The sequence below is a fragment of the Pseudomonas sp. SR18 genome, from assembly GCF_023701505.1.
Classification (GTDB): Bacteria; Pseudomonadota; Gammaproteobacteria; order Pseudomonadales; family Pseudomonadaceae; genus Aquipseudomonas; species Aquipseudomonas cyclaminis.
On sequence record NZ_JAMQAU010000001.1, the window covers coordinates 579,451 to 598,236 of the forward strand.

Below are 18,786 nucleotides of genomic sequence, written 5' to 3' on the forward strand. Positions count from 1 at the left end.
CACTCACCGTGCTTCTTCAGTCAGATCCTGGCGGCGAAGACTGCCTGATGTTCCCGGCACTGCTCGGCCGTGAGCATGAATACACCATGCCCACCGCGCCGGAACTCCAGCCAGGCAAAGTCCACTTCCGGGTACAGCGCCTCGACGTGAACCTGGCTATTGCCCACTTCAACGATCAGCAAACCCTTTTCGGTCAGGTGATCCGCCGCTTCGGCGAGCATCCGGCGCACCAGGTTCAAGCCGTCGTCGCCACAGGCAAGGCCCAGTTCCGGTTCGTGCTGGTATTCGTCCGGCATGTCGGCGAAGTCTTCGGCGTCCACATACGGAGGATTTGACACGATCAGGTCGAAACGCTGGCCCGGCAGGCCGTCGAAGCCATCACCCTGCACGGTGTAGACGCGCTCGTCGGCGCCATGGCGCTCGATGTTCTGGTTGGCCACTTCCAATGCTTCGAAGGACAAATCGCCCAGCACCACTTCGGCGTCCTGGAACTCGTAGGCACAGGCAATGCCGATGCAACCGGAACCGGTGCACAGGTCGAGAATGCGCGCCGGGGGTTGGGCCAGCCACGGTTCGAAGCGGTTTTCGATCAGTTCGCCAATGGGGGAGCGCGGGATCAACACACGCTCGTCGACGATAAACGACATGCCGCAGAACCACGCCTCGCCCAACAGGTAGGCGGTCGGTACACGCTCATGGATACGGCGGTGAAGCAGGCGCTGCACATGGGAGATTTCCTCTTCTTCCAGGTTGCAGTCCAGGTAGCTATCAGCAATTTCCCATGGCAGGTTCACGGCGCCGAGCACCAATTGCCGGGCTTCGTCCCAGGCATTGTCGGTGCCATGGCCGAAAAACAGGTCTTCCCCATGGAAACGGCTGACAGCCCAACGGATGTGGTCGCGCAAGGTGCGCAGGCGGGAAGTGATCACGGGGGCAGACTCCTGGAAAAAACGACTGGCGATTCTAACAGCCTTCACCTGCACCGACGATCCACGAAAACCTGGCACCGCACGTCGGATTTTGTCCAAATCGCCATCATTCGGTTAAATACGCGACCCTCTTGACAGAGCTGCACGCCAGCAACGGCGTACCTTACGATAGTAGCGATTCACAGAACCGCTCAGCCAGTGGACAATGTCGCAAAAGCCCCCCTCACAGGAGCCCCAGAATGTCCGTTCCAAAGACGATGTTTCAACTCAGCGGTCGCGGTTACGCAGCAGCCAACCTGAATCATGCGACCCTCGTGATCATCGACGCCCAGAAGGAATACCTCAGCGGTCCACTCGCCCTCTCGGGCATGGACGCGGCGGTTGACCATATCAAGCAGTTGGTTGATGCGGCCCGCAACGCTGGCCGTCCGATCGTGCATGTGCGCCACCTGGGTACCGTCGGTGGCCTGTTCGACCCGCAGGGCGAACGCGGTGAGTTCATTCCCGGCCTTGAGCCTGCAGGTGACGAAACCATTATCGGCAAGCTGCTGCCCAGCGCCTTCCACGGCACCGGCCTGGAAAAACACCTGCAAGACCTCGGCTCCCTGGACCTGATCGTCTGCGGCTTCATGAGCCATTCCAGCGTCAGCACCACGGTGCGTGCCGCCAAGAACCTGGGCTTTCGCTGCACCCTCGTGGAAGACGCCTGCGCCACACGCGATCTGCCTTACAAGGGCGGCGTCCTGAGTGCCGACCATGTACAGCAGACCGAAATGGCCATCATGGCTGACAACTTCGCCACCCTTGCGCTGACCAAAGATCTGATCTGATCGCCCTTCTGATGAGCGGCGCGGCACTGTTTATTGCCCCGCTCATCCGCTAAGCCCTCTCATTTGGCGCATTTACCTCGGGTACAGGAACAACCTGTGTATCTTCCGGTCGAAGGGCCGATACCCTGGAGGAAAGGTCGGAATGAAGATATCCGATGGTTTTGACGCTCGTCGCTTGCGCCCCAAGGGCCCAAGCAACTGGCGTCTGCGCCTGGTGGCGTGCATTGCCGCGCTGCTGGCGATGGTTGGTTTATTGTTGGCCGGTGCTGGTGGCGCCGGTTTGTTTGGCCATTCGCCGGCCCTTGGCGAACTGAATGCCAGCCCCGGTGGCTCTGCTCTTCTGCTGGGCATCGGCCTGCTGGTGTTGTGGTTGGGCGTGTGGTTGTGGCGTCGTAGCCGTCGCAAAATGCGTCAGCCGTTGTCACTGAATATCGCTGCGCACCTGATGAAAAAACACGACTGATGGCGCTTGGATAGCGTTTCCTGCGCCCGGCTGCCGCGAATTAGGTAAACTGCCCGCCCTTCGCGGAGGCCGACATGCAAGACGACGATTTTTCCCTGTTCAAAAACGAGCTGCGCGGCGTCAAGCCGATCAAGCACGACCGCGCCGACACCGGCAAACCCAAGGCTGACCGGGCGCAAATCGCCAAACTGCGCCAGGCCGCGACCGTGCGCACCGATGCCACCACGGTGGATGGCCTGTCGGACCAGTTCGTCATCGACGTAGGCCCCGAAGACGAACTGATGTGGGCCCGAGATGGCGTGCAGGAAAGCCAGATGCGCAAGCTCAAGGTCGGCCAGATCCCCTTCGAAGGCAGCCTCGACCTGCACGGCATGACCGTGGAGAAAGCCCGGGAAACCCTGTGGGCCTTTCTCGCCGAAGCGACCAAATTCGAAATCCGCTGCGTGCGCGTCACCCACGGCAAGGCCGTGCGGCTGGACGGCAAGCGGCCGATGATCAAAAGTCACGTCAACACCTGGCTGCGCCAGCATGCCCAGGTGCTCGGTTTTACCTCCTGCCAGGCCCGCCACGGCGGCGCGGGGGCGGTGTATGTGATGCTCAAGCGCACCATGATGGAAGGGCGCGACGAGTAACAAGGCCATCGTCAGGCTTGCAGCGATGTGTCCGCCACCGTAACCTTGCGCTTTGCGAAAATCCCACAGGTAGTTTCATGTCCCTGGAACAGAATTATACGGCGATCCTCGGCCAACTCGGCGAGGACGTCTCCCGCGAGGGCCTGCTCGACACGCCAAAGCGTGCCGCCAAGGCGATGCAGTACCTCTGCCGCGGCTATGAGCAGACACTCGAAGAAGTCACCAACGGTGCCTTGTTCAGCTCCGACAACAGCGAAATGGTGCTGGTCAAGGACATCGAGTTGTACTCGCTGTGCGAACACCACCTGCTGCCGTTTATCGGCAAGGCCCACGTCGCGTATATCCCGAGCGGCAAAGTGCTGGGCCTGTCGAAGGTCGCGCGGATTGTCGACATGTATGCGCGCCGCCTGCAGATCCAGGAAAACCTCAGCCGCCAGATCGCCGATGCAGTGATGCAAGTGACCGGCGCCCTGGGCGTGGCCGTAGTGATCGAGGCCAAGCACATGTGCATGATGATGCGCGGTGTGGAGAAACAGAATTCGTCGATGATCACTTCGGTGATGCTCGGTGAGTTCCGCGAAAACGCGGCCACCCGCAGCGAATTCCTCAGCCTGATCAAGTAACCGGCCGAGCAGGAAAAAACCGGCGTTCATCGCCGGTTTTTTTTCGCCCGCAGAAATCAGGTAAGCTGCGCCCCCTCAGTTATGGGCAAGAGGTATCAGCCATGTTCGTCAAAGCACTTCGAGTGGGCCTCGGCCACGTCATCATCGCGGGCGACTTCCTGACCCGCCCACGTAAAAAGCAGCGCACTGCCGAGCAACAGGCCAAGGTGAACGAGGCGGCCAAGGCGTTGACCCTGTATCAATTCCACGCCTGCCCGTTCTGCGTGAAGACCCGCCGCACCCTGCACCGTCTGAATGTGCCGGTGGCGTTGAAGGACGCGAAGTACAACGAGCAGGACCGCCAGACCCTGCTGGAGCAAGGTGGCAAGATCAAGGTGCCGTGCCTGCGTATCGAAGAGAATGGCCAGACCACCTGGATGTACGACTCCAAGGTCATCATCGATTACCTGGACAAGCGCTTCGCCGCGATCTGAATGTGGAAGGGGGCAAGCCCCCTCCCCCATTTTTTGACCGCGGTGATCAGTCGAGCATGGCCACATGCTTGGGATGGCTCGCCACGCGCTGCAACCAGGCTTGCACGGCCGGGTACGGCGCTAAATCAAAACCACCTTCGTGGGCCACATGGGTGTAGGCATACAGCGCGATGTCGGCAATCGAATACCGCTCGCCCACCAGGTACGGCGTGGTCTGCAACTGGCGCTCCATCACCCTCAATGCCTTGTAACCGCCCTTGTGGGTGGTCTTGTATTCCTCAAGGCGATCCTCGGGCATGTTCAGGTAAAACTGAATAAACCGCGCGACCGCGATATACGGCTCGTGGCTGTATTGCTCGAAGAACTGCCACTGCAACACTTGCGTGCGCAAACGCGGCTCGGTCGGCAGGAACTCGCTGCCATCGGCCAGGAAGTTGAGAATCGCGTTTGACTCCCACAGGCACGTGCCGTCTTCCAGTTCCAGCACCGGGATTTTGCCATTGGGGTTCTTGGCCAGGAACTCGGGAGTTTCGGTGCCGCCGTTGAGAATGTCGACATCCACCCACTGGTACGGGATACCCAGCAGGTTGAGCATCAATTTGATCTTGTAGCAGTTGCCCGACTTGTAATCGCCATAAACCTTGTACATGGGGCTCCCCTTATGCCGCTTGCGCGTGCTGTGCGTGACGGACCACCGCGGCCAGGCGCTTGAGACCTTCGTCCAGGCGGGCCGGGTCGATATGGCTGAAATTGAGCCGCAACGAGCCCAGGTGTTGGTCCGGCTCGGCAAAGAACGGTTCACCGGGCATGAACGCGACGTTCTGCTCCAGCGCTTGGGCCAATAAGGTGCGGGTGTCCAGCGGCTGTTTCAAGGTCAGCCAGAAGAATAATCCGCCCTGGGGCACTTGCCAGTCGGCCAGCTCGCCGAAATGACGCTCAAGCGCGACCTGGAATGCATCGCGGCGCTGGCGGTAAAAACGGCGCAGTTCCACCAGGTGTTGCTGGTATTTTTCGCTGCCAATCCATTGCATCGCCTGCCATTGGCCGACACGGTTGGTGTGCAGGTCCGCCGATTGCTTGAGCTTGAGCAGGTGCGGGAACAGGTCCGGGCTGGCGATCAGGTAACCCACGCGCAGGCCAGGTAACAAGGTCTTGGACACGGTACCGGTGTAGATCCAGCTGGCCTTTTTCAAGCGACCGGCGATGGGTTTGGCGCTGCTGCCATCAAAAGTAAGCTCGCGGTAGGGTTCGTCTTCGATCAGCGTCACGCCGAACTCATCAAGCAAGGCTGCGACGGCCTCACGCTTGGCCTCGCTGTAGCGCACCGCCGACGGATTCTGGAACGTGGGAATCAGATAGATGAACGCCGGGCGATGGCGTTCGAGGTTGGCGCGCAGCGCGGCGAGGTTCGGTCCATCGGCTTCCAGCTGGACCGTGAGGCACTCGGCACCGAACAGTTGGAAAATCTGCAATGCCGCCAGGTAGGTCGGGCCTTCCAGCAGGATCTGCGTGCCTTTGTCGATATACAACTTGGCCGCCAAATCCAGGGTCTGCTGGGAACCGCTGACCACCAACACCTGGCTGGCCCCGCACGGCAAGCCCAGTGCCCGCGCCTCGGCGGCAAGCAATTCACGCAATTGCGGCTCGCCTTCGCTCATGCCGTATTGGCCAATGTTCAGCGGCATTTCATCCCAGTTCAGCGCAGGCAGCATGGCTTCGGCCGGCAGGCCTCCGGCGAAGGACATCACCTCGGGACGCTGGGCCGCCGCGAGGATTTCACGGATCAAGGAGCTTTTGAGGCGCGTAACACGTTCAGAGAAGGCCATGGAGGTCACCGCTAGCGAAGGCTGTGGGAAATACGTCAAACTGGTTGACCGAAATTACGACAGCTTGAGTGGATACGTCAACATGCTTGACCTTAAAAACCAGAGCAGCCAGCAACAGGCCATGGAAGCGTTCTTCTTCGGCTACCAGGCGTTTACCGCCAAGGCTGACGAGATGCTTGAACGCCGAGGCCTGAGTCGGGTGCACCAGCGCATCGTGTTTTTTATCGCGCGTTACCCGGCGCTGAGCGTTAAGGAGTTGCTGGAATTGCTCGGTGTCAGCAAGCAGGCGCTGAACATGCCGCTGCGCCAATTGCAGGAAATGCATCTGGTGGACAGCGTGGCGTCCGAAGCCGATAAGCGCAAACGCCTGCTGCAACTGACCGAAGAAGGCCTGCGTTTCGAGCAGTCGCTGCGCCGTGAACAGGTGAAACTGTTGCAGCGCGCGTTCAGTGAAGCCGGGGAAGAAGCAGTGATGGGCTGGCTGGCGGTCAACCAGGCACTGAGTGCCGGGAATTAGCCTTTCATCCCCTTTCGCACAGTTAATCGAAAACATTATTTGCTTTCTTTGTATACAAAAGCATAATTCGCTTCGTGCGAGTTCCTGACCTATTGGTCAACAAAACCCGCCAGTACCTCAAAGCGCTGTTGCCCACTCATGTGACCGGCGCTGGAAATAACAATAAAACTCTTGAGGAGTACTCGCTGTGGATAGCCGCAAATCCGAAGCACCAACGCTGGATCTCTCCCCCTCGCAGGGTGGCTGGCTGGAACGCCTGTTCAAACTGCGCCTGCATGGCACCACAGTGAAGACCGAGCTGATCGCCGGCCTCACCACCTTTATCACCATGGCCTACATCATCTTCGTCAATCCCAACATCATGGCCGATGCCGGCATCGATCACGGCGCGGCGTTCGTCGCCACCTGCATCGCCGCCGCGCTGGGGTGCCTATTGATGGGCCTGTACGCCAACTGGCCGGTGGGCCTGGCGCCGGGCATGGGTCTGAATGCGTTTTTCACCTACACCGTGGTCGGCACCATGGGCTACCACTGGGAAACCGCGCTGGGTGCGGTGTTCATTTCCGGAGTGCTGTTCATGGGCCTTACGCTGTCGCGGGTGCGTGAATGGTTGCTCAACAGCATTCCGGTAAGCCTGCGCCATGCCATGGGCGCGGGGGTCGGTTTGTTCCTCGGGGTGATCGGCCTGAAAACCGCCGGCATCATCGTCGACAGCCCGGCCACGCTGATCAAACTCGGCTCACTGCATGAACCGGCACCCCTGCTGGCGGCGATCTGCTTTCTGCTGATTGCGATCCTCAGCTACCACCGTGTGTTCGGCGCGATCCTCATCAGCATCATCGCTGTGACGCTGGCCGGTTGGGGCCTGGGCCTGGTGCACTACAACGGCATCCTCTCCACGCCGCCGAGCCTGGCGCCGACCTGGATGGCGATGGACGTAAAAGGTGTATTCAATATCAGCATGATCAGCGTGGTATTTGCGTTTCTTTTTGTGCACATGTTCGATACCGCCGGTACACTCATGGGCGTTGCACAGCGCGCCGGGCTGGTGAATGCCGATGGCAAGATCGATAACCTGTCCCGCGCGTTGAAGGCCGACAGTGCTTCCAGCGTATTTGGCGCCATGGTCGGCGTGCCGCCGGTGACCAGCTACGTGGAAAGCGCCGCCGGTGTTGCTGCAGGTGGTCGCACCGGCCTTACCGCCGTGACCGTGGGCATTCTGTTTGTGGCGGCGATGTTTTTTGCCCCGCTGGCCGGCATGATTCCGGCCAACGCCACCGCCGGCGCGTTGATCTACGTGGCGATGCTGATGATGGCAAGCATGGCCCACATCAATTGGGATGAGGCCACCGACAGCATTCCGGCGATCGTCACGGCGATCATGATGCCGTTGACCTTCTCGGTCGCCGACGGCATCGCGCTGGGTTTTATCACCTACGTGGCGCTCAAGGCCGGCACCGGCAAGTACCGCGAGATTTCCGTGAGCCTGTGGGTGCTGTGCGTGATCTTTATCGCCAAGTTCGTCTTTCTATAACAAAAGGAGCAAGCAATGAGTCTGGAAACCTGGCTGCTGTTCAGCGGCGCTGCACTGGTGGTGATCCTGATCCCGGGGCCGCTGTCGTTGCTGATGATCAGCAACAGCCTGAACTACGGACTGCGCCGCTCGTACCCGGCGTTTCTCGGCGGGGTGATCGCCTCGATCTGCCTGCTGAGCGCGTCGGCCCTGGGCCTGGGCGCATTGCTGCTCGCTTCCGAACAACTGTTCAGCGCGCTGAAAATCGTCGGCGCGTTGTACCTGTTCTACCTCGCCTGGCAAAGCTGGCAACAGTCGCGGCAACCAGCCCAGGGTGCAACCGTGCCGCAGGCTGCGCCAGTGCCACGCTTTCGCGCACTGTTCGGCCGCGCCTTTGTGCTGGGCGCCAGCAACCCGAAAGACATCCTGTTTTTTGCCGCGTTCCTGCCGCAGTTTCTCAGCACTGAGCAGGCGTTCCTGCCGCAATTGCTGATCATGATCGCCACCTGGGCCGCCCTCGACCTGCTGTGCAAGTTGGCGTACGGCCTGGGTGCCCACGGCGCTGCACGGTATCTGCGCAGCGGTGCCGGCCAGAGCTGGTTCAACCGCGTCAGCGCCGCACTGTTTTCAGGCGCTGGCGTCTTGTCGCTGATCCACGTCAGGACCGGCTCACTTTGACGAAATAGACGCTCGTAGGGACCGTGCCCGTAGTAGGCCGTTGAATGCCTGCCACAATCCGAACCAGGCGATTGTGTTCCATCGCCTGCTTGACCTGCGCAAGTGGTGCCAACGTTGGATGACTGCTGGGCCGTGAATTGGTTGACGTTGATCGACAACGAAGGCCAGGTCATAGCCGCAACGCGCGGTATCCTCTTCAAGGAAAACACCCGCCTATGCAGCGCAAACACCCATGAGGCGCTAGATAGTTAAACGAAAAAAAGCCCGCAGTGTGCGCGGGCGAAACCAACGAAGAGCTTTGGGGGTGTGAAGCGAGGTGACGGCTCAGCTACCGCGATAGGTGGAGTAGCTGTAAGGCGAAATCAGCAGGGGCACGTGGTAGTGATCCTGTTCGGCACTGATGCCGAAACGCAGTACGACGACATCAAGGAAGGCCGGCTCCGGCAATTGCACGCCACGGGCACGGTAGTAATCGCCGGCGCTGAATTGCAGCTGGTACACGCCGCTGCGGTAGGCGTCGCCTTGCAAAAGCGGTGCGTCGCAACGGCCGTCGCTGTTGGTCAGGGCGCTGGCGACCAACTCCAGCTGTGCGCCTTCGACGCGGTACAGTTCAATCTGGATGGCGCTGCCGGGGCAGCCGTGGGCGGCGTCCAGTACGTGTGTGGTCAGTCGTCCCATGGAACGGGGCTCCCTTGAGTGGAGTGAAGATAGGCCGCACCTTTACAGGGCATGCAAAAGCCGGCGATGGGCTGATTAAGACACTTTTAATAAAAATTGTACACAATAAAAATCACAAAAATTTGCTGACGGTTGCGATGGAAGATTCTTGCGCTGGATTCTCAGTAAGCCTTGCTTTTAAACGACCTTTCATCCTTTTATTGACCCATCAGGCAAGTTTCTTGCAGTACAAGCCCGTGGCAACCGTCTGGAAAAAATGCAGAAATACAGGCTTACAAAGTGACCACCAAGTTGTATACAATCAGCCCATCGCTGTGACGCCACCCAGTCTTTTCACTGCCCGGCCGCCACATGACTGACCACGAACAAGAAGGAAGACTGCAGTGAGCGCTGACTATCCACGCGACCTGATCGGTTACGGCAGTAACCCTCCTCACCCCCACTGGCCGGGCAAGGCACGCATCGCGCTGTCTTTCGTACTCAATTACGAAGAAGGCGGTGAGCGCAATATCTTGCACGGCGACAAAGAGTCCGAAGCCTTCCTCTCGGAAATGGTCTCGGCCCAACCGCTGCAAGGCGCGCGCAACATGAGCATGGAGTCGCTGTACGAATACGGCAGCCGTGCCGGCGTGTGGCGCATCCTCAAGCTGTTCAAAGAATTTGATATCCCGCTGACCATCTTCGCCGTGGCCATGGCCGCCCAGCGCCACCCGGACGTGATCCGCGCCATGGTCGAGGCCGGCCATGAGATCTGCAGTCACGGCTACCGCTGGATCGACTATCAGTACATGGACGAGGCCCAGGAGCGCGAGCACATGCTCGAAGCCATCCGCATCCTCACTGAACTGACCGGCGAGCGCCCACTGGGCTGGTACACCGGTCGCACCGGCCCCAATACGCGCCGACTGGTGATGGAAGAAGGCGGTTTCCTGTACGACTGCGACACCTACGACGACGACCTGCCCTACTGGGAACCGAACAACCCCACCGGCAAGCCGCACCTGGTCATCCCCTACACCCTGGACACCAACGACATGCGCTTCACCCAGGTGCAGGGTTTCAACAAGGGCGATGACTTTTTCGAGTACTTGAAGGATGCGTTCGACGTGCTGTACGCCGAGGGTGCCGAGGCACCGAAGATGTTGTCCATCGGCCTGCATTGCCGCTTGATCGGCCGCCCGGCGCGCCTGGCTGCGTTGAAGCGTTTTATCGAATACGCCAAGGGCCATGAACACGTGTGGTTCACCCGCCGCGTCGATATTGCCCGCCACTGGCATGAAAACCACCCGTACACGGGAGCGGCCAAATGACTGCGTTCCAGACCCTGAAGCCATCGGCCCTGAGCCGCGATGAGTTTGTCGCCGCCTTCGCCGATATCTACGAACACTCGCCATGGGTGGCCGAAAGGGCCTACGACCTGGGCCAGGACCCTTCGATCGACCAGATCGAAGCCCTGCACCAGCGCATGAGCGACATCCTGTTGAGCGCTGATCACGCCTCGCAACTGGCGCTGATCAATGCTCACCCGGACCTGGCCGGCAAAGCTGCCGTCCAGGGCCAACTGACCCAAGCCAGCACCGATGAGCAAGCTGGCGCGGGGATTCACCAATGCACGGCCGAAGAGTTCTCGCGCTTCACCGAGCTGAACGATGCCTATAAGGCCAAGTTCAAGTTTCCCTTCATCATGGCGGTAAAAGGCAGCAACCGGCATCAGATCCTGGCCGCGTTCGAGACGCGCATTCACAACTCGGCAGACGCCGAATTCAAATGCGCCCTGGCCGAGATCAACAAGATCGCGTTGTTCCGTTTATTGACCCTCTAAACGACCATCCCCAGCCACTCTATCCAAGGCAGACAAGAAGAATGAAAGCTTACGCCGTACCTTTCGAAAAGTTCGTCAACCTGGCCGACGCCCGCCTGGGCACCAAGATCATCTCGGTCACCGATGACTGGTTCGCTGACGCCAACCGCCTGTTCCAGCCGACCCCGGCCGTGTGGAAGGAGGGCGTTTTCGATGACAACGGCAAGTGGATGGACGGCTGGGAGTCTCGCCGCAAGCGCTTCGAAGGCTACGACAGCGCCGTGATCCGCCTGGGTGTGCCCGGTTCGATCAAGGGCGTGGACATCGACACTTCATTCTTCACCGGCAACTTCCCGCCGTCGGCCTCCCTGGAAGCCTGCTTCCTGGCCTCGGGCGAGCCGGATGACAACACCCAGTGGACCGAAGTGCTGTCGGCCGTAGAGCTGCAAGGCAACAGCCACCACTATCACGAAATCAGCAACGACCAGGCGTTCAGCCACCTGCGTTTCAACATCTACCCGGATGGCGGCGTCGCACGTCTGCGTGTGTACGGGGTGCCGTTCCGCGACTGGTCTTCGGTGGGCGACAACGAACAGGTCGACCTGGCTGCCGCACTGAACGGCGGTCGTGCCCTGGCGTGCTCCGATGAACACTTCGGCCGCATGAGCAACATCCTCAACCCAGGCCGTGGCATCAACATGGGCGACGGCTGGGAAACCGCCCGTCGTCGTACACCGGGCAATGACTGGGTGATCGTCGCGTTGGGCCACCCAGGCGAGATCGAGAAGATCGTCGTCGACACCCTGCACTTCAAGGGCAACTACCCGGACACCTGCTCGATCCAGGGCGCTTTCGTCAAAGGCGGCACCGACAGCCAGATCGAAACCCAATCGCTGTTCTGGCGCGAACTGCTGCCGGCGCAGAAGCTGGAAATGCACGCTGAACACAGCTTCGCCGAGCAGATCAAGGCGCTGGGGCCGATTACCCACATCCGCTTGAACGTGTTCCCGGATGGCGGTGTGAGCCGCCTGCGTGTTCTGGGCAAAGTGTCGAAATAAGCGGTGATGCCATCGCAGGCAAGCCAGCTCCCACATTTGAATGTATTCGCAAATCAAAATGTGGGAGCGGGCTTGCCCGCGATAGCAATAGACCAAACAACACAGCATTTGGATAAGAAGACAGCCATGCGCACACTGATGATCGAACCTTTGACCAAAGAAGCCTTCGCCCCTTTCGGAGACGTTATCGAAACCGACGGCAGCGATCACTTCATGATCAACAACGGGTCGACCATGCGCTTTCACAAACTGGCCACGGTCGAAACCGCGAAGCCGGAAGACCACGCCATCATCAGCATCTTCCGCGCCGATGCGCAGGACATGCCGCTGACCGTGTGCATGCTGGAGAGACACCCGCTGGGCAGCCAGGCTTTCATACCGCTGCTCGGCAACCCCTTTCTGATCGTGGTCGCGCCACTTGGCGATGAACCTGTATCGGGCTTGGTCCGCGCCTTCGTTACCAACGGCAGGCAGGGCATTAATTACCATCGCGGCGTCTGGCACCACCCGGTGCTGACGATCGAAAAGCGGGATGACTTCCTGGTGGTTGATCGCAGTGGCACAGGCAATAACTGCGATGAGCATTTTTTCAAAGAGGATGAGCGGTTGATCCTCGCCCCCCACCAATAAGAGAAGGCCGGATCACCCGACAACAAGGGTGACAGGCGAGAGGTAAAGACTGTGGAAGCACATCTGTTGGAATGGCTGAACCTTAGCGTGCGCTGGGTTCACATGATCACTGGCGTCGCGTGGATCGGCGCTTCTTTCTACTTTGTCTGGCTGGAAAACAACCTCAATCGCGTCAACCCCAAGAGCGGCCTGGCCGGTGACTTGTGGGCGATCCACGGTGGCGGTATCTACCACCTGGAAAAATACAAACTGGCCCCGCCAACCATGCCGGACAACCTGCACTGGTTCAAATGGGAAGCCTATTTCACCTGGATGTCGGGCGTCGCGCTGCTGTGCGTGGTGTTCTACCTCAACCCGACGCTGTACCTGCTCGCCCCCGGCAGCAGCCTCAGCGGCACCGAAGGCGTGTTGCTGGGCATCGGCTCACTGTTCGCCGGCTGGTTCATCTACTCCTTCCTCTGCGACTCGGCCTTGGGCAAACGCCCTGCCCTGCTCGGGTTCATTCTGTTTGTGCTGTTGATTGCGGCAGCCTACGGCTTCAGCAAAGTGTTCAGCGGCCGTGGCGCCTACCTGCACGTCGGTGCGGTGATCGGCACCATCATGGTGGGCAACGTGTTCCGTATTATCATGCCGGCGCAGCGCGCCCTGGTGGCGGCCATCGCCGAGAACCGCACGCCGGACCCGGCCCTGCCGGCCAAGGGCTTGCTGCGTTCACGCCACAACAACTACTTCACCTTGCCGGTGCTGTTCATCATGATCAGCAACCACTTCCCGAGCACCTACGGCAGCCAATACAACTGGCTGATCCTGGCCGGTATCGCCGTGGCGGCAGTGTTGGTACGGCACTACTTCAATACTCGGCATAACAGCCAGAAGTACGCATGGACCTTGCCGGTGGGCGCGTTGGCGATGATCAGCCTGGCGTACGTGACCGGGCCAAAACCGGCCGAACCGATTGCCAAGGCTCCGGCGGCCATCGAGTACCAGCCATTGCCTGAAACGGCGTTGGGCGGTGGTTTGAAACCCGCCGCACCCGCAGCTCCCGCCGCCGAACCTGCACCGGCACAAGCCTCTACGGACTTCGGCCAGGTGCACAGCGTGATCGAGCAACGCTGCACCGTGTGCCACTCGGCCAAGCCGACCAGCCCACTGTTCAGCACCGCGCCGGCCGGCGTGATGTTTGATACGCCAGCGCAGATCCAGCAGCAAGCGGCACGCATTCAAGCGCAGGCCGTAGCGAGCCAGATCATGCCGCTGGGCAACATCACCCAGATGACCCAGCAGGAGCGCGATTTGATCGGCACCTGGATCAACCAGGGGGCCCGTACCAACTAATAGCCTGTGCAAATCCAATGTGGGAGGGGGCTTGCCCCCGATGGCGGCGTGTCATTCAAAACATCAGTGACTGAACAACTGCAATCGGGGGCAAGCCCCCTCCCACATTTGGCCCTACTGCGTTTTGAAGATTGCGTTCCACACAACACAACAATAAAAAGATCCGAGGTGTTGCATGACCGAGTTAGTCGAACCGCAGATTCCTGCCGCGCCTGCCATGGAGCGGCTGCCCCTCTTGCAACTGATTCTGGTAGGCCTGCAACACGTCTTGCTGATGTACGGCGGCGCGGTCGCCGTGCCCCTCATCATTGGCCAGGCCGCCGGCCTGAGCCGTGAAGAAGTCGCGTTCCTGATCAATGCCGACCTGCTCGTCGCCGGCATCGCCACCATGGTCCAGTCGTTCGGCATCGGCCCGGTGGGCATCCGCATGCCGGTGATGATGGGCGCCAGTTTCGCCGCCGTCGGCAGCATGGTTGCCATGGCCGGCATGCCGGGTATCGGCCTGCAGGGGATCTTCGGCGCGACCATCGCCGCCGGGTTCTTCGGCATGATCATCGCGCCGTTCATGTCCAAGGTGGTGCGCTTCTTTCCGCCGTTGGTCACCGGCACCGTGATTACCGCCATCGGCCTGTCGCTGTTCCCCGTGGCCGTGAACTGGGCCGGCGGCGGCAGCGCGGCAGCCACCTTCGGCTCGCCGATTTACCTGGCGATTGCGGCGCTGGTACTGGGCACCATCTTGTTGATCAACCGCTTCATGCGCGGTTTCTGGGTGAACATTTCGGTGTTGATCGGCATGGGCCTGGGCTACGGTCTGTGTGGCGTCATCGGCATGGTCGATCTCAGCGGCCTGGCCCAGGCGCCATGGGTGCAGGTGGTGACACCGCTGCACTTCGGCATGCCCAAGTTCGAGTTGGCGCCCATCCTGTCGATGTGCCTGGTGGTGGTGATTATCTTCGTGGAATCCACCGGGATGTTCCTCGCCCTGGGCAAGATCACCGGCCAGGAAGTGTCGCCCAGGATGCTGCGTCGCGGTTTGCTGTGTGATGCCGGTGCGTCGTTCTTCGCCGGCTTTTTCAACACCTTCACCCACTCCTCGTTTGCACAGAACATCGGCCTGGTGCAGATGACCGGCGTGCGCTGCCGCTCGGTGACGATCATGGCGGGCGCGTTCCTGATTGTGCTCAGCCTGCTGCCCAAGGCCGCGTACCTGGTGGCGTCGATTCCACCGGCAGTACTCGGCGGGGCGGCGATTGCGATGTTCGGCATGGTCGCGGCCACCGGCATCAAGATCCTCCAGGAGGCGGATATCGCCGACCGTCGCAACCAGTTGCTGGTGGCCGTCAGCATCGGCATGGGCCTGATCCCCGTGGTACGCCCGGAGTTCTTCGCGCAACTGCCGTTGTGGATGAGCCCGATAACCCACAGTGGCATCGCCATGGCCACCCTCAGCGCCTTGTCGCTGAATATCCTGTTCAACATCCTCGGCGGTTCAGAACGCCCCGCCGTCGACCCCGCCCACACCTGACAAGTGCTCCATTGTTGTCCTGTGCGCGCTGTAACGGCGCACTTGAGCCAAGACGTGAGAGCCAGTATTCTCCGCGCCCGCTTGAATTGACGGTTGTTTAGCGCCTTGGCGCGGCTCTTGCTATAACCATAAAGCTGACCATTCAGACCACTTTCAGCGATCCAAAAGGCGCCGCACTAGAGCGCCTGCGTAGAAGAAAAACCAAAAAATCTTAACTCGGGAGCAACCGAATGAAACCTATGTTCAAAGGCCTGATGCTGGCAGGATCCCTGCTGGCGGGTGGCCAGGCCGTGGCCGGTGACTTGTTGCAGTGGCAGAACAACAGCCTGACGTACCTGTGGGGCAAGAGCTTTACCGTCAACCCGCAGATCCAGCAAACCGTCACTTTCGAACACGCCGATGCGTGGAAGTACGGCGACAATTTTGTATTCGTCGACCGCATCTTCTACAACGGCAAGGAAGACGGCAACGTCGGCCCAAGCACCTACTACGGCGAGATCAGCCCACGGTTGTCATTCGGCAAGATCCTCGACAAAGACCTGTCCTTCGGCCCGATCAAGGATGTGCTGCTGGCCTTCACTTACGAGTTCGGCGAAGGCGATAACGAATCGTACCTGCTCGGCCCGGCGTTCGATTTGAACATCCCTGGTTTCGACTACTTCCAGCTGAACTTCTACCAGCGCCAGACCGAAGGCAATCGCCCGGGTGATGGCGTTTGGCAGATCACCCCGGTGTGGTCGTACACCCTGCCGGTGGGCAACTCCGACATCCTGATCGATGGCTTTATGGATTGGGTGGTGGACAACGACAAGAACGCCCGTGGCACCTACCACGCCAACCTGCACTTCAACCCACAGGTTAAATACGACCTGGGCAAGGCGCTGCATTGGGGCGACAAGCAATTGTATGTAGGTTTTGAATACGACTACTGGAAGAACAAGTACGGGATCGAAGATTCTGGGGCGTTCAAGACGACTCAGGACACAGCGAGCTTCCTGGTCAAGTATCACTTCTAACCGACACTAAAAAATTAGTGGGGGGGCTTGCCCCCTCCCACATTTAGATTGATTCAAGTCCCAGGAACCGGCTGATTTCTTCGCGCTTGGCCAGCGCATCTTTCCTACCCAACTCAATCAACTCGCTGCAATACCCCGCCTCGAACAGCAGGTAACTCAACACCCCTGCCCCGCTCGTCTTGGTCGCCCCCGGCCCCCTCAGAAACAGACGCAACGCCGCCGGCAATTCCTGGCGATGCCGCGCCGCAATTTCATCGATCGGCTGGCTCGGCGCAATCACCAGCACCTCTACCGCCGCCAACCCAGGCGCGGCATGACTGAACTGATTCAAGCGCTCCAGCAACTCGATGTCGCTTTCCAGGCTGTCAATGAACGTACTGTTGAGCATATGCCCGCCGATCTGCGCCAGGGTCGGTTCCTGGCCGGTGAAGCTGCGCTGCACCGCCGGTTCATTGCCCCGTGGGTTGCCGCTGACGCCCACCACCAGCACGCGGCTTGCGCCCAGATGCAGGGCCGGGCTGATCGGTGCTGATTGGCGCACTGCGCCGTCGCCGAAATACTCCTGGTCGAGTTTCACCGGGGCAAACAATAACGGGATCGCCGAACTGGCCAGCAAGTGCTCTACCGTAAGCGCGGTGGGTACGCCAATGCGGCGGTGACGCAGCCAGGCATTGATGGTGCCGCCGCCCTGATAGAAGGTCACCGCTTGCCCGGACTCATAGCCGAACGCCGTGACCGCAACCGCATGCAGATGTTTGTTCCGGATCGCCTCGTCGATACCTGCCAGATGCAGCTTGTCCTGCAGCAGATCACGCAGTGGCGAACTGTTGAGCAGCGCTACCGGAAATTGCCGCCCCAGACCCAGCAGGCTGTGGATCAGGAAGCGACTCGCCTGACGGATCACACCGGGCCAATCGCTGCGCAATACCAGATGGCTGCGAAAGCCCTGCCAGAATGCTGTAAGGCGCTGGACGGCTGCCGTGAAATCCATCGCCCCACTGGCCAGGCTCACCGCATTGATCGCCCCCGCCGACGTGCCGACGATCACCGGAAACGGGTTGGGTGCCCCCGGTGGCAGCAATTCGGCAATCGCCGCCAACACCCCCACCTGATACGCCGCTCGCGCCCCGCCGCCGGAAAGAATCAAGCCTGTTACCGGTTCAGTTGGGCGCATCGCATCACTCCGTGTCGGGGAAAAATCTGTCTTATCGGCGGCGTTTTTCGTACAGCTTGGGTTCGCCCGGTGGCCGGCTCTTGAAGCGGCGATGGGTCCACAGGTATTGCTCGGGGCATTCGCGTACAGAGGCTTCGACCCACTGGTTGATGCGCAGACAGTCCACCTCATCGCTTTCGCCAGGGAAGTCGGTCAACGGCGGGTGGATCACCAGGCGGTAACCGCTGCCATCCGCCAGGCGTTCCTGGGTGAACGGCACCACCAGCGCCTTGCCCAGACGGGCGAACTTGCTGGTGGCGGTGACGGTGGCGGCCTGGATGCCGAACAGCGGCACGAAGATGCTTTGCTTGGCGCCGTAGTCCTGGTCCGGTGCGTACCAGATGGCGCGGCCGGCGCGCAGCAGCTTGAGCATGCCGCGCACGTCTTCGCGCTCAATGGCCAGGGAATCGAGGTTGTGGCGCTCGCGGCCACGGCGCTGGATAAAGTCGAACAGCGGGTTGCCGTGCTCGCGGTACATCCCATCGATGGTGTGCTTCTGGCCCAACAGTGCCGCGCCGATTTCCAGGGTGGTGAAGTGCAGGGCCATGAGGATCACGCCCTTGCCATCCAACTGGGCCTGCTTGAGGTGTTCAAGGCCCTCGACGTGGGCCAGGCGCGACAGACGCTGGCGCGACCACCACCAGCTCATGGCCATCTCAAAGAAGGCGATGCCGGTGGAGGCAAAGTTTTCCTTGAGCAACTGCTTACGCTCTTCGGCGGTTTTTTCCGGGAAGCACAGTTCCAGGTTTCGTGCGGCGATGCGGCGACGTTCGCCAGCCACACGGTACATGCCCGCACCCAACAACCGACCAATGGCCAGCAGGGCGCGGTAAGGCAATTGGGTGACCAGCCACAGCAGGCCGAGCCCAAGCCATAACAGCCAGAAACGCGGGTGAAAAAATGCAGCTCGAAAACGCGGGCGATCCATTACAGATTCCGGTAAAGACAGGGCCGCGCATTCTACAACGGTTCGACCCGGCTTGCGGCCAGTGGATGTTCTCGTTATAAGTCTCGACACTTTTCGTGACAAGCCGCTTTATGCCGAC

Annotated in this window: 22 protein-coding genes; 16 read left to right on the plus strand and 6 right to left on the minus strand. The window is 60.3% G+C overall.

Going from position 1 to position 18,786, the window contains the following annotated elements; genetic code table 11:
- Nucleotides 1-20: 20 nt before the first annotated feature.
- The gene (gene prmB, locus NDJ82_RS02720; RefSeq protein WP_158876835.1) at nucleotides 21-929 is read right to left on the minus strand and encodes a 50S ribosomal protein L3 N(5)-glutamine methyltransferase; all 909 of its coding nucleotides are present in this window, start codon (nucleotides 927-929) and stop codon (nucleotides 21-23) included.
- Nucleotides 930-1,168: 239 nt separating this feature from the next.
- On the opposite strand from prmB, the gene NDJ82_RS02725 reads away from it, so the two are divergent.
- The 5 genes from NDJ82_RS02725 (at nucleotide 1,169) to NDJ82_RS02745 (ending at nucleotide 3,950) form a co-directional block, all read left to right on the plus strand.
- Entirely contained in the window at nucleotides 1,169-1,759 is a 591-nt protein-coding gene (locus tag NDJ82_RS02725) for a cysteine hydrolase family protein (protein WP_099586361.1), read from the plus strand.
- Nucleotides 1,760-1,901: 142 nt separating this feature from the next.
- On the plus strand, nucleotides 1,902-2,222 hold the full coding sequence (locus tag NDJ82_RS02730; RefSeq protein ID WP_099586362.1) for a hypothetical protein: 321 nt from the start codon (nucleotides 1,902-1,904) through the stop codon (nucleotides 2,220-2,222).
- 74 nt (nucleotides 2,223-2,296) lie between these two features.
- Entirely contained in the window at nucleotides 2,297-2,854 is a 558-nt protein-coding gene (locus NDJ82_RS02735) for a Smr/MutS family protein (RefSeq protein WP_032888029.1), read from the plus strand.
- A gap of 77 nt (nucleotides 2,855-2,931) precedes the next feature.
- Nucleotides 2,932-3,477: a GTP cyclohydrolase I FolE gene (gene folE, locus NDJ82_RS02740; RefSeq protein WP_003442011.1), complete on the plus strand. Its 546-nt coding sequence runs from the start codon at nucleotides 2,932-2,934 to the stop codon at nucleotides 3,475-3,477.
- Between the two features lie 101 nt (nucleotides 3,478-3,578).
- Nucleotides 3,579-3,950: a glutathione S-transferase N-terminal domain-containing protein gene (locus NDJ82_RS02745; RefSeq protein ID WP_250924899.1), complete on the plus strand. Its 372-nt coding sequence runs from the start codon at nucleotides 3,579-3,581 to the stop codon at nucleotides 3,948-3,950.
- A gap of 46 nt (nucleotides 3,951-3,996) precedes the next feature.
- Here the strand turns inward: NDJ82_RS02745 and NDJ82_RS02750 are convergent, their stop codons facing one another.
- Both NDJ82_RS02750 and NDJ82_RS02755 read right to left on the minus strand, forming a co-directional pair.
- Entirely contained in the window at nucleotides 3,997-4,599 is a 603-nt protein-coding gene (locus tag NDJ82_RS02750) for a glutathione S-transferase family protein (RefSeq protein ID WP_099586364.1), read from the minus strand.
- A 10-nt stretch (nucleotides 4,600-4,609) separates the two neighbouring features.
- On the minus strand, nucleotides 4,610-5,776 hold the full coding sequence (locus NDJ82_RS02755; RefSeq protein ID WP_250924900.1) for an aminotransferase-like domain-containing protein: 1,167 nt from the start codon (nucleotides 5,774-5,776) through the stop codon (nucleotides 4,610-4,612).
- A gap of 82 nt (nucleotides 5,777-5,858) precedes the next feature.
- Here NDJ82_RS02755 and NDJ82_RS02760 point away from each other — a divergent pair, with 82 nt between their 5' ends.
- The 3 genes from NDJ82_RS02760 to NDJ82_RS02770 all read left to right on the plus strand — a co-directional run bounded on the left by NDJ82_RS02760 (nucleotide 5,859) and on the right by NDJ82_RS02770 (nucleotide 8,484).
- The gene (locus NDJ82_RS02760) at nucleotides 5,859-6,293 is read left to right on the plus strand and encodes a MarR family winged helix-turn-helix transcriptional regulator (RefSeq protein WP_099586399.1); all 435 of its coding nucleotides are present in this window, start codon (nucleotides 5,859-5,861) and stop codon (nucleotides 6,291-6,293) included.
- 187 nt (nucleotides 6,294-6,480) lie between these two features.
- A complete protein-coding gene (locus NDJ82_RS02765; protein WP_250924901.1) occupies nucleotides 6,481-7,827 on the plus strand; it encodes an NCS2 family permease in 1,347 nt (448 codons plus the stop codon).
- Between the two features lie 15 nt (nucleotides 7,828-7,842).
- Entirely contained in the window at nucleotides 7,843-8,484 is a 642-nt protein-coding gene (locus NDJ82_RS02770) for a LysE family translocator (RefSeq protein ID WP_112196342.1), read from the plus strand.
- Nucleotides 8,485-8,808: 324 nt separating this feature from the next.
- On the opposite strand, the gene uraH is transcribed toward NDJ82_RS02770, so the two are convergent.
- Nucleotides 8,809-9,162 carry a hydroxyisourate hydrolase gene (gene uraH / locus NDJ82_RS02775; protein ID WP_099586368.1) on the minus strand — a complete coding sequence of 118 codons (354 nt, stop codon included), beginning with the start codon at nucleotides 9,160-9,162 and terminating at the stop codon, nucleotides 8,809-8,811.
- Nucleotides 9,163-9,176: 14 nt separating this feature from the next.
- Here uraH and NDJ82_RS02780 point away from each other — a divergent pair, with 14 nt between their 5' ends.
- The 8 genes from NDJ82_RS02780 (at nucleotide 9,177) to NDJ82_RS02815 (ending at nucleotide 16,527) form a co-directional block, all read left to right on the plus strand.
- Nucleotides 9,177-9,521: a hypothetical protein gene (locus NDJ82_RS02780; protein ID WP_250924902.1), complete on the plus strand. Its 345-nt coding sequence runs from the start codon at nucleotides 9,177-9,179 to the stop codon at nucleotides 9,519-9,521.
- A 24-nt stretch (nucleotides 9,522-9,545) separates the two neighbouring features.
- Nucleotides 9,546-10,472: an allantoinase PuuE gene (gene puuE, locus NDJ82_RS02785; RefSeq protein ID WP_158876847.1), complete on the plus strand. Its 927-nt coding sequence runs from the start codon at nucleotides 9,546-9,548 to the stop codon at nucleotides 10,470-10,472.
- Nucleotides 10,469-10,984, plus strand: coding sequence for a 2-oxo-4-hydroxy-4-carboxy-5-ureidoimidazoline decarboxylase (uraD, locus tag NDJ82_RS02790; RefSeq protein ID WP_099586370.1), 516 nt, complete (start codon nucleotides 10,469-10,471; stop codon nucleotides 10,982-10,984). The genes puuE and uraD overlap by 4 nt, the downstream gene beginning before the upstream one ends.
- 41 nt (nucleotides 10,985-11,025) lie before the next feature.
- Nucleotides 11,026-12,021 carry an allantoicase gene (alc, locus tag NDJ82_RS02795; protein ID WP_099586371.1) on the plus strand — a complete coding sequence of 332 codons (996 nt, stop codon included), beginning with the start codon at nucleotides 11,026-11,028 and terminating at the stop codon, nucleotides 12,019-12,021.
- 126 nt (nucleotides 12,022-12,147) lie between these two features.
- On the plus strand, nucleotides 12,148-12,651 hold the full coding sequence (locus NDJ82_RS02800) for an ureidoglycolate lyase (protein WP_003192823.1): 504 nt from the start codon (nucleotides 12,148-12,150) through the stop codon (nucleotides 12,649-12,651).
- 51 nt (nucleotides 12,652-12,702) lie between these two features.
- Entirely contained in the window at nucleotides 12,703-13,986 is a 1,284-nt protein-coding gene (locus NDJ82_RS02805; RefSeq protein WP_099586373.1) for a urate hydroxylase PuuD, read from the plus strand.
- Nucleotides 13,987-14,161: 175 nt separating this feature from the next.
- Entirely contained in the window at nucleotides 14,162-15,511 is a 1,350-nt protein-coding gene (locus NDJ82_RS02810; RefSeq protein WP_250924903.1) for a nucleobase:cation symporter-2 family protein, read from the plus strand.
- A gap of 230 nt (nucleotides 15,512-15,741) precedes the next feature.
- Nucleotides 15,742-16,527, plus strand: coding sequence for an outer membrane protein OmpK (locus tag NDJ82_RS02815; protein ID WP_099586375.1), 786 nt, complete (start codon nucleotides 15,742-15,744; stop codon nucleotides 16,525-16,527).
- Nucleotides 16,528-16,570: 43 nt separating this feature from the next.
- On the opposite strand, the gene NDJ82_RS02820 is transcribed toward NDJ82_RS02815, so the two are convergent.
- Nucleotides 16,571-17,701 carry a patatin-like phospholipase family protein gene (locus NDJ82_RS02820; RefSeq protein ID WP_250924904.1) on the minus strand — a complete coding sequence of 377 codons (1,131 nt, stop codon included), beginning with the start codon at nucleotides 17,699-17,701 and terminating at the stop codon, nucleotides 16,571-16,573.
- A gap of 31 nt (nucleotides 17,702-17,732) precedes the next feature.
- Nucleotides 17,733-18,668 carry a lipid A biosynthesis lauroyl acyltransferase gene (locus NDJ82_RS02825; RefSeq protein WP_112196346.1) on the minus strand — a complete coding sequence of 312 codons (936 nt, stop codon included), beginning with the start codon at nucleotides 18,666-18,668 and terminating at the stop codon, nucleotides 17,733-17,735.
- Nucleotides 18,669-18,786 lie beyond the last annotated feature (118 nt).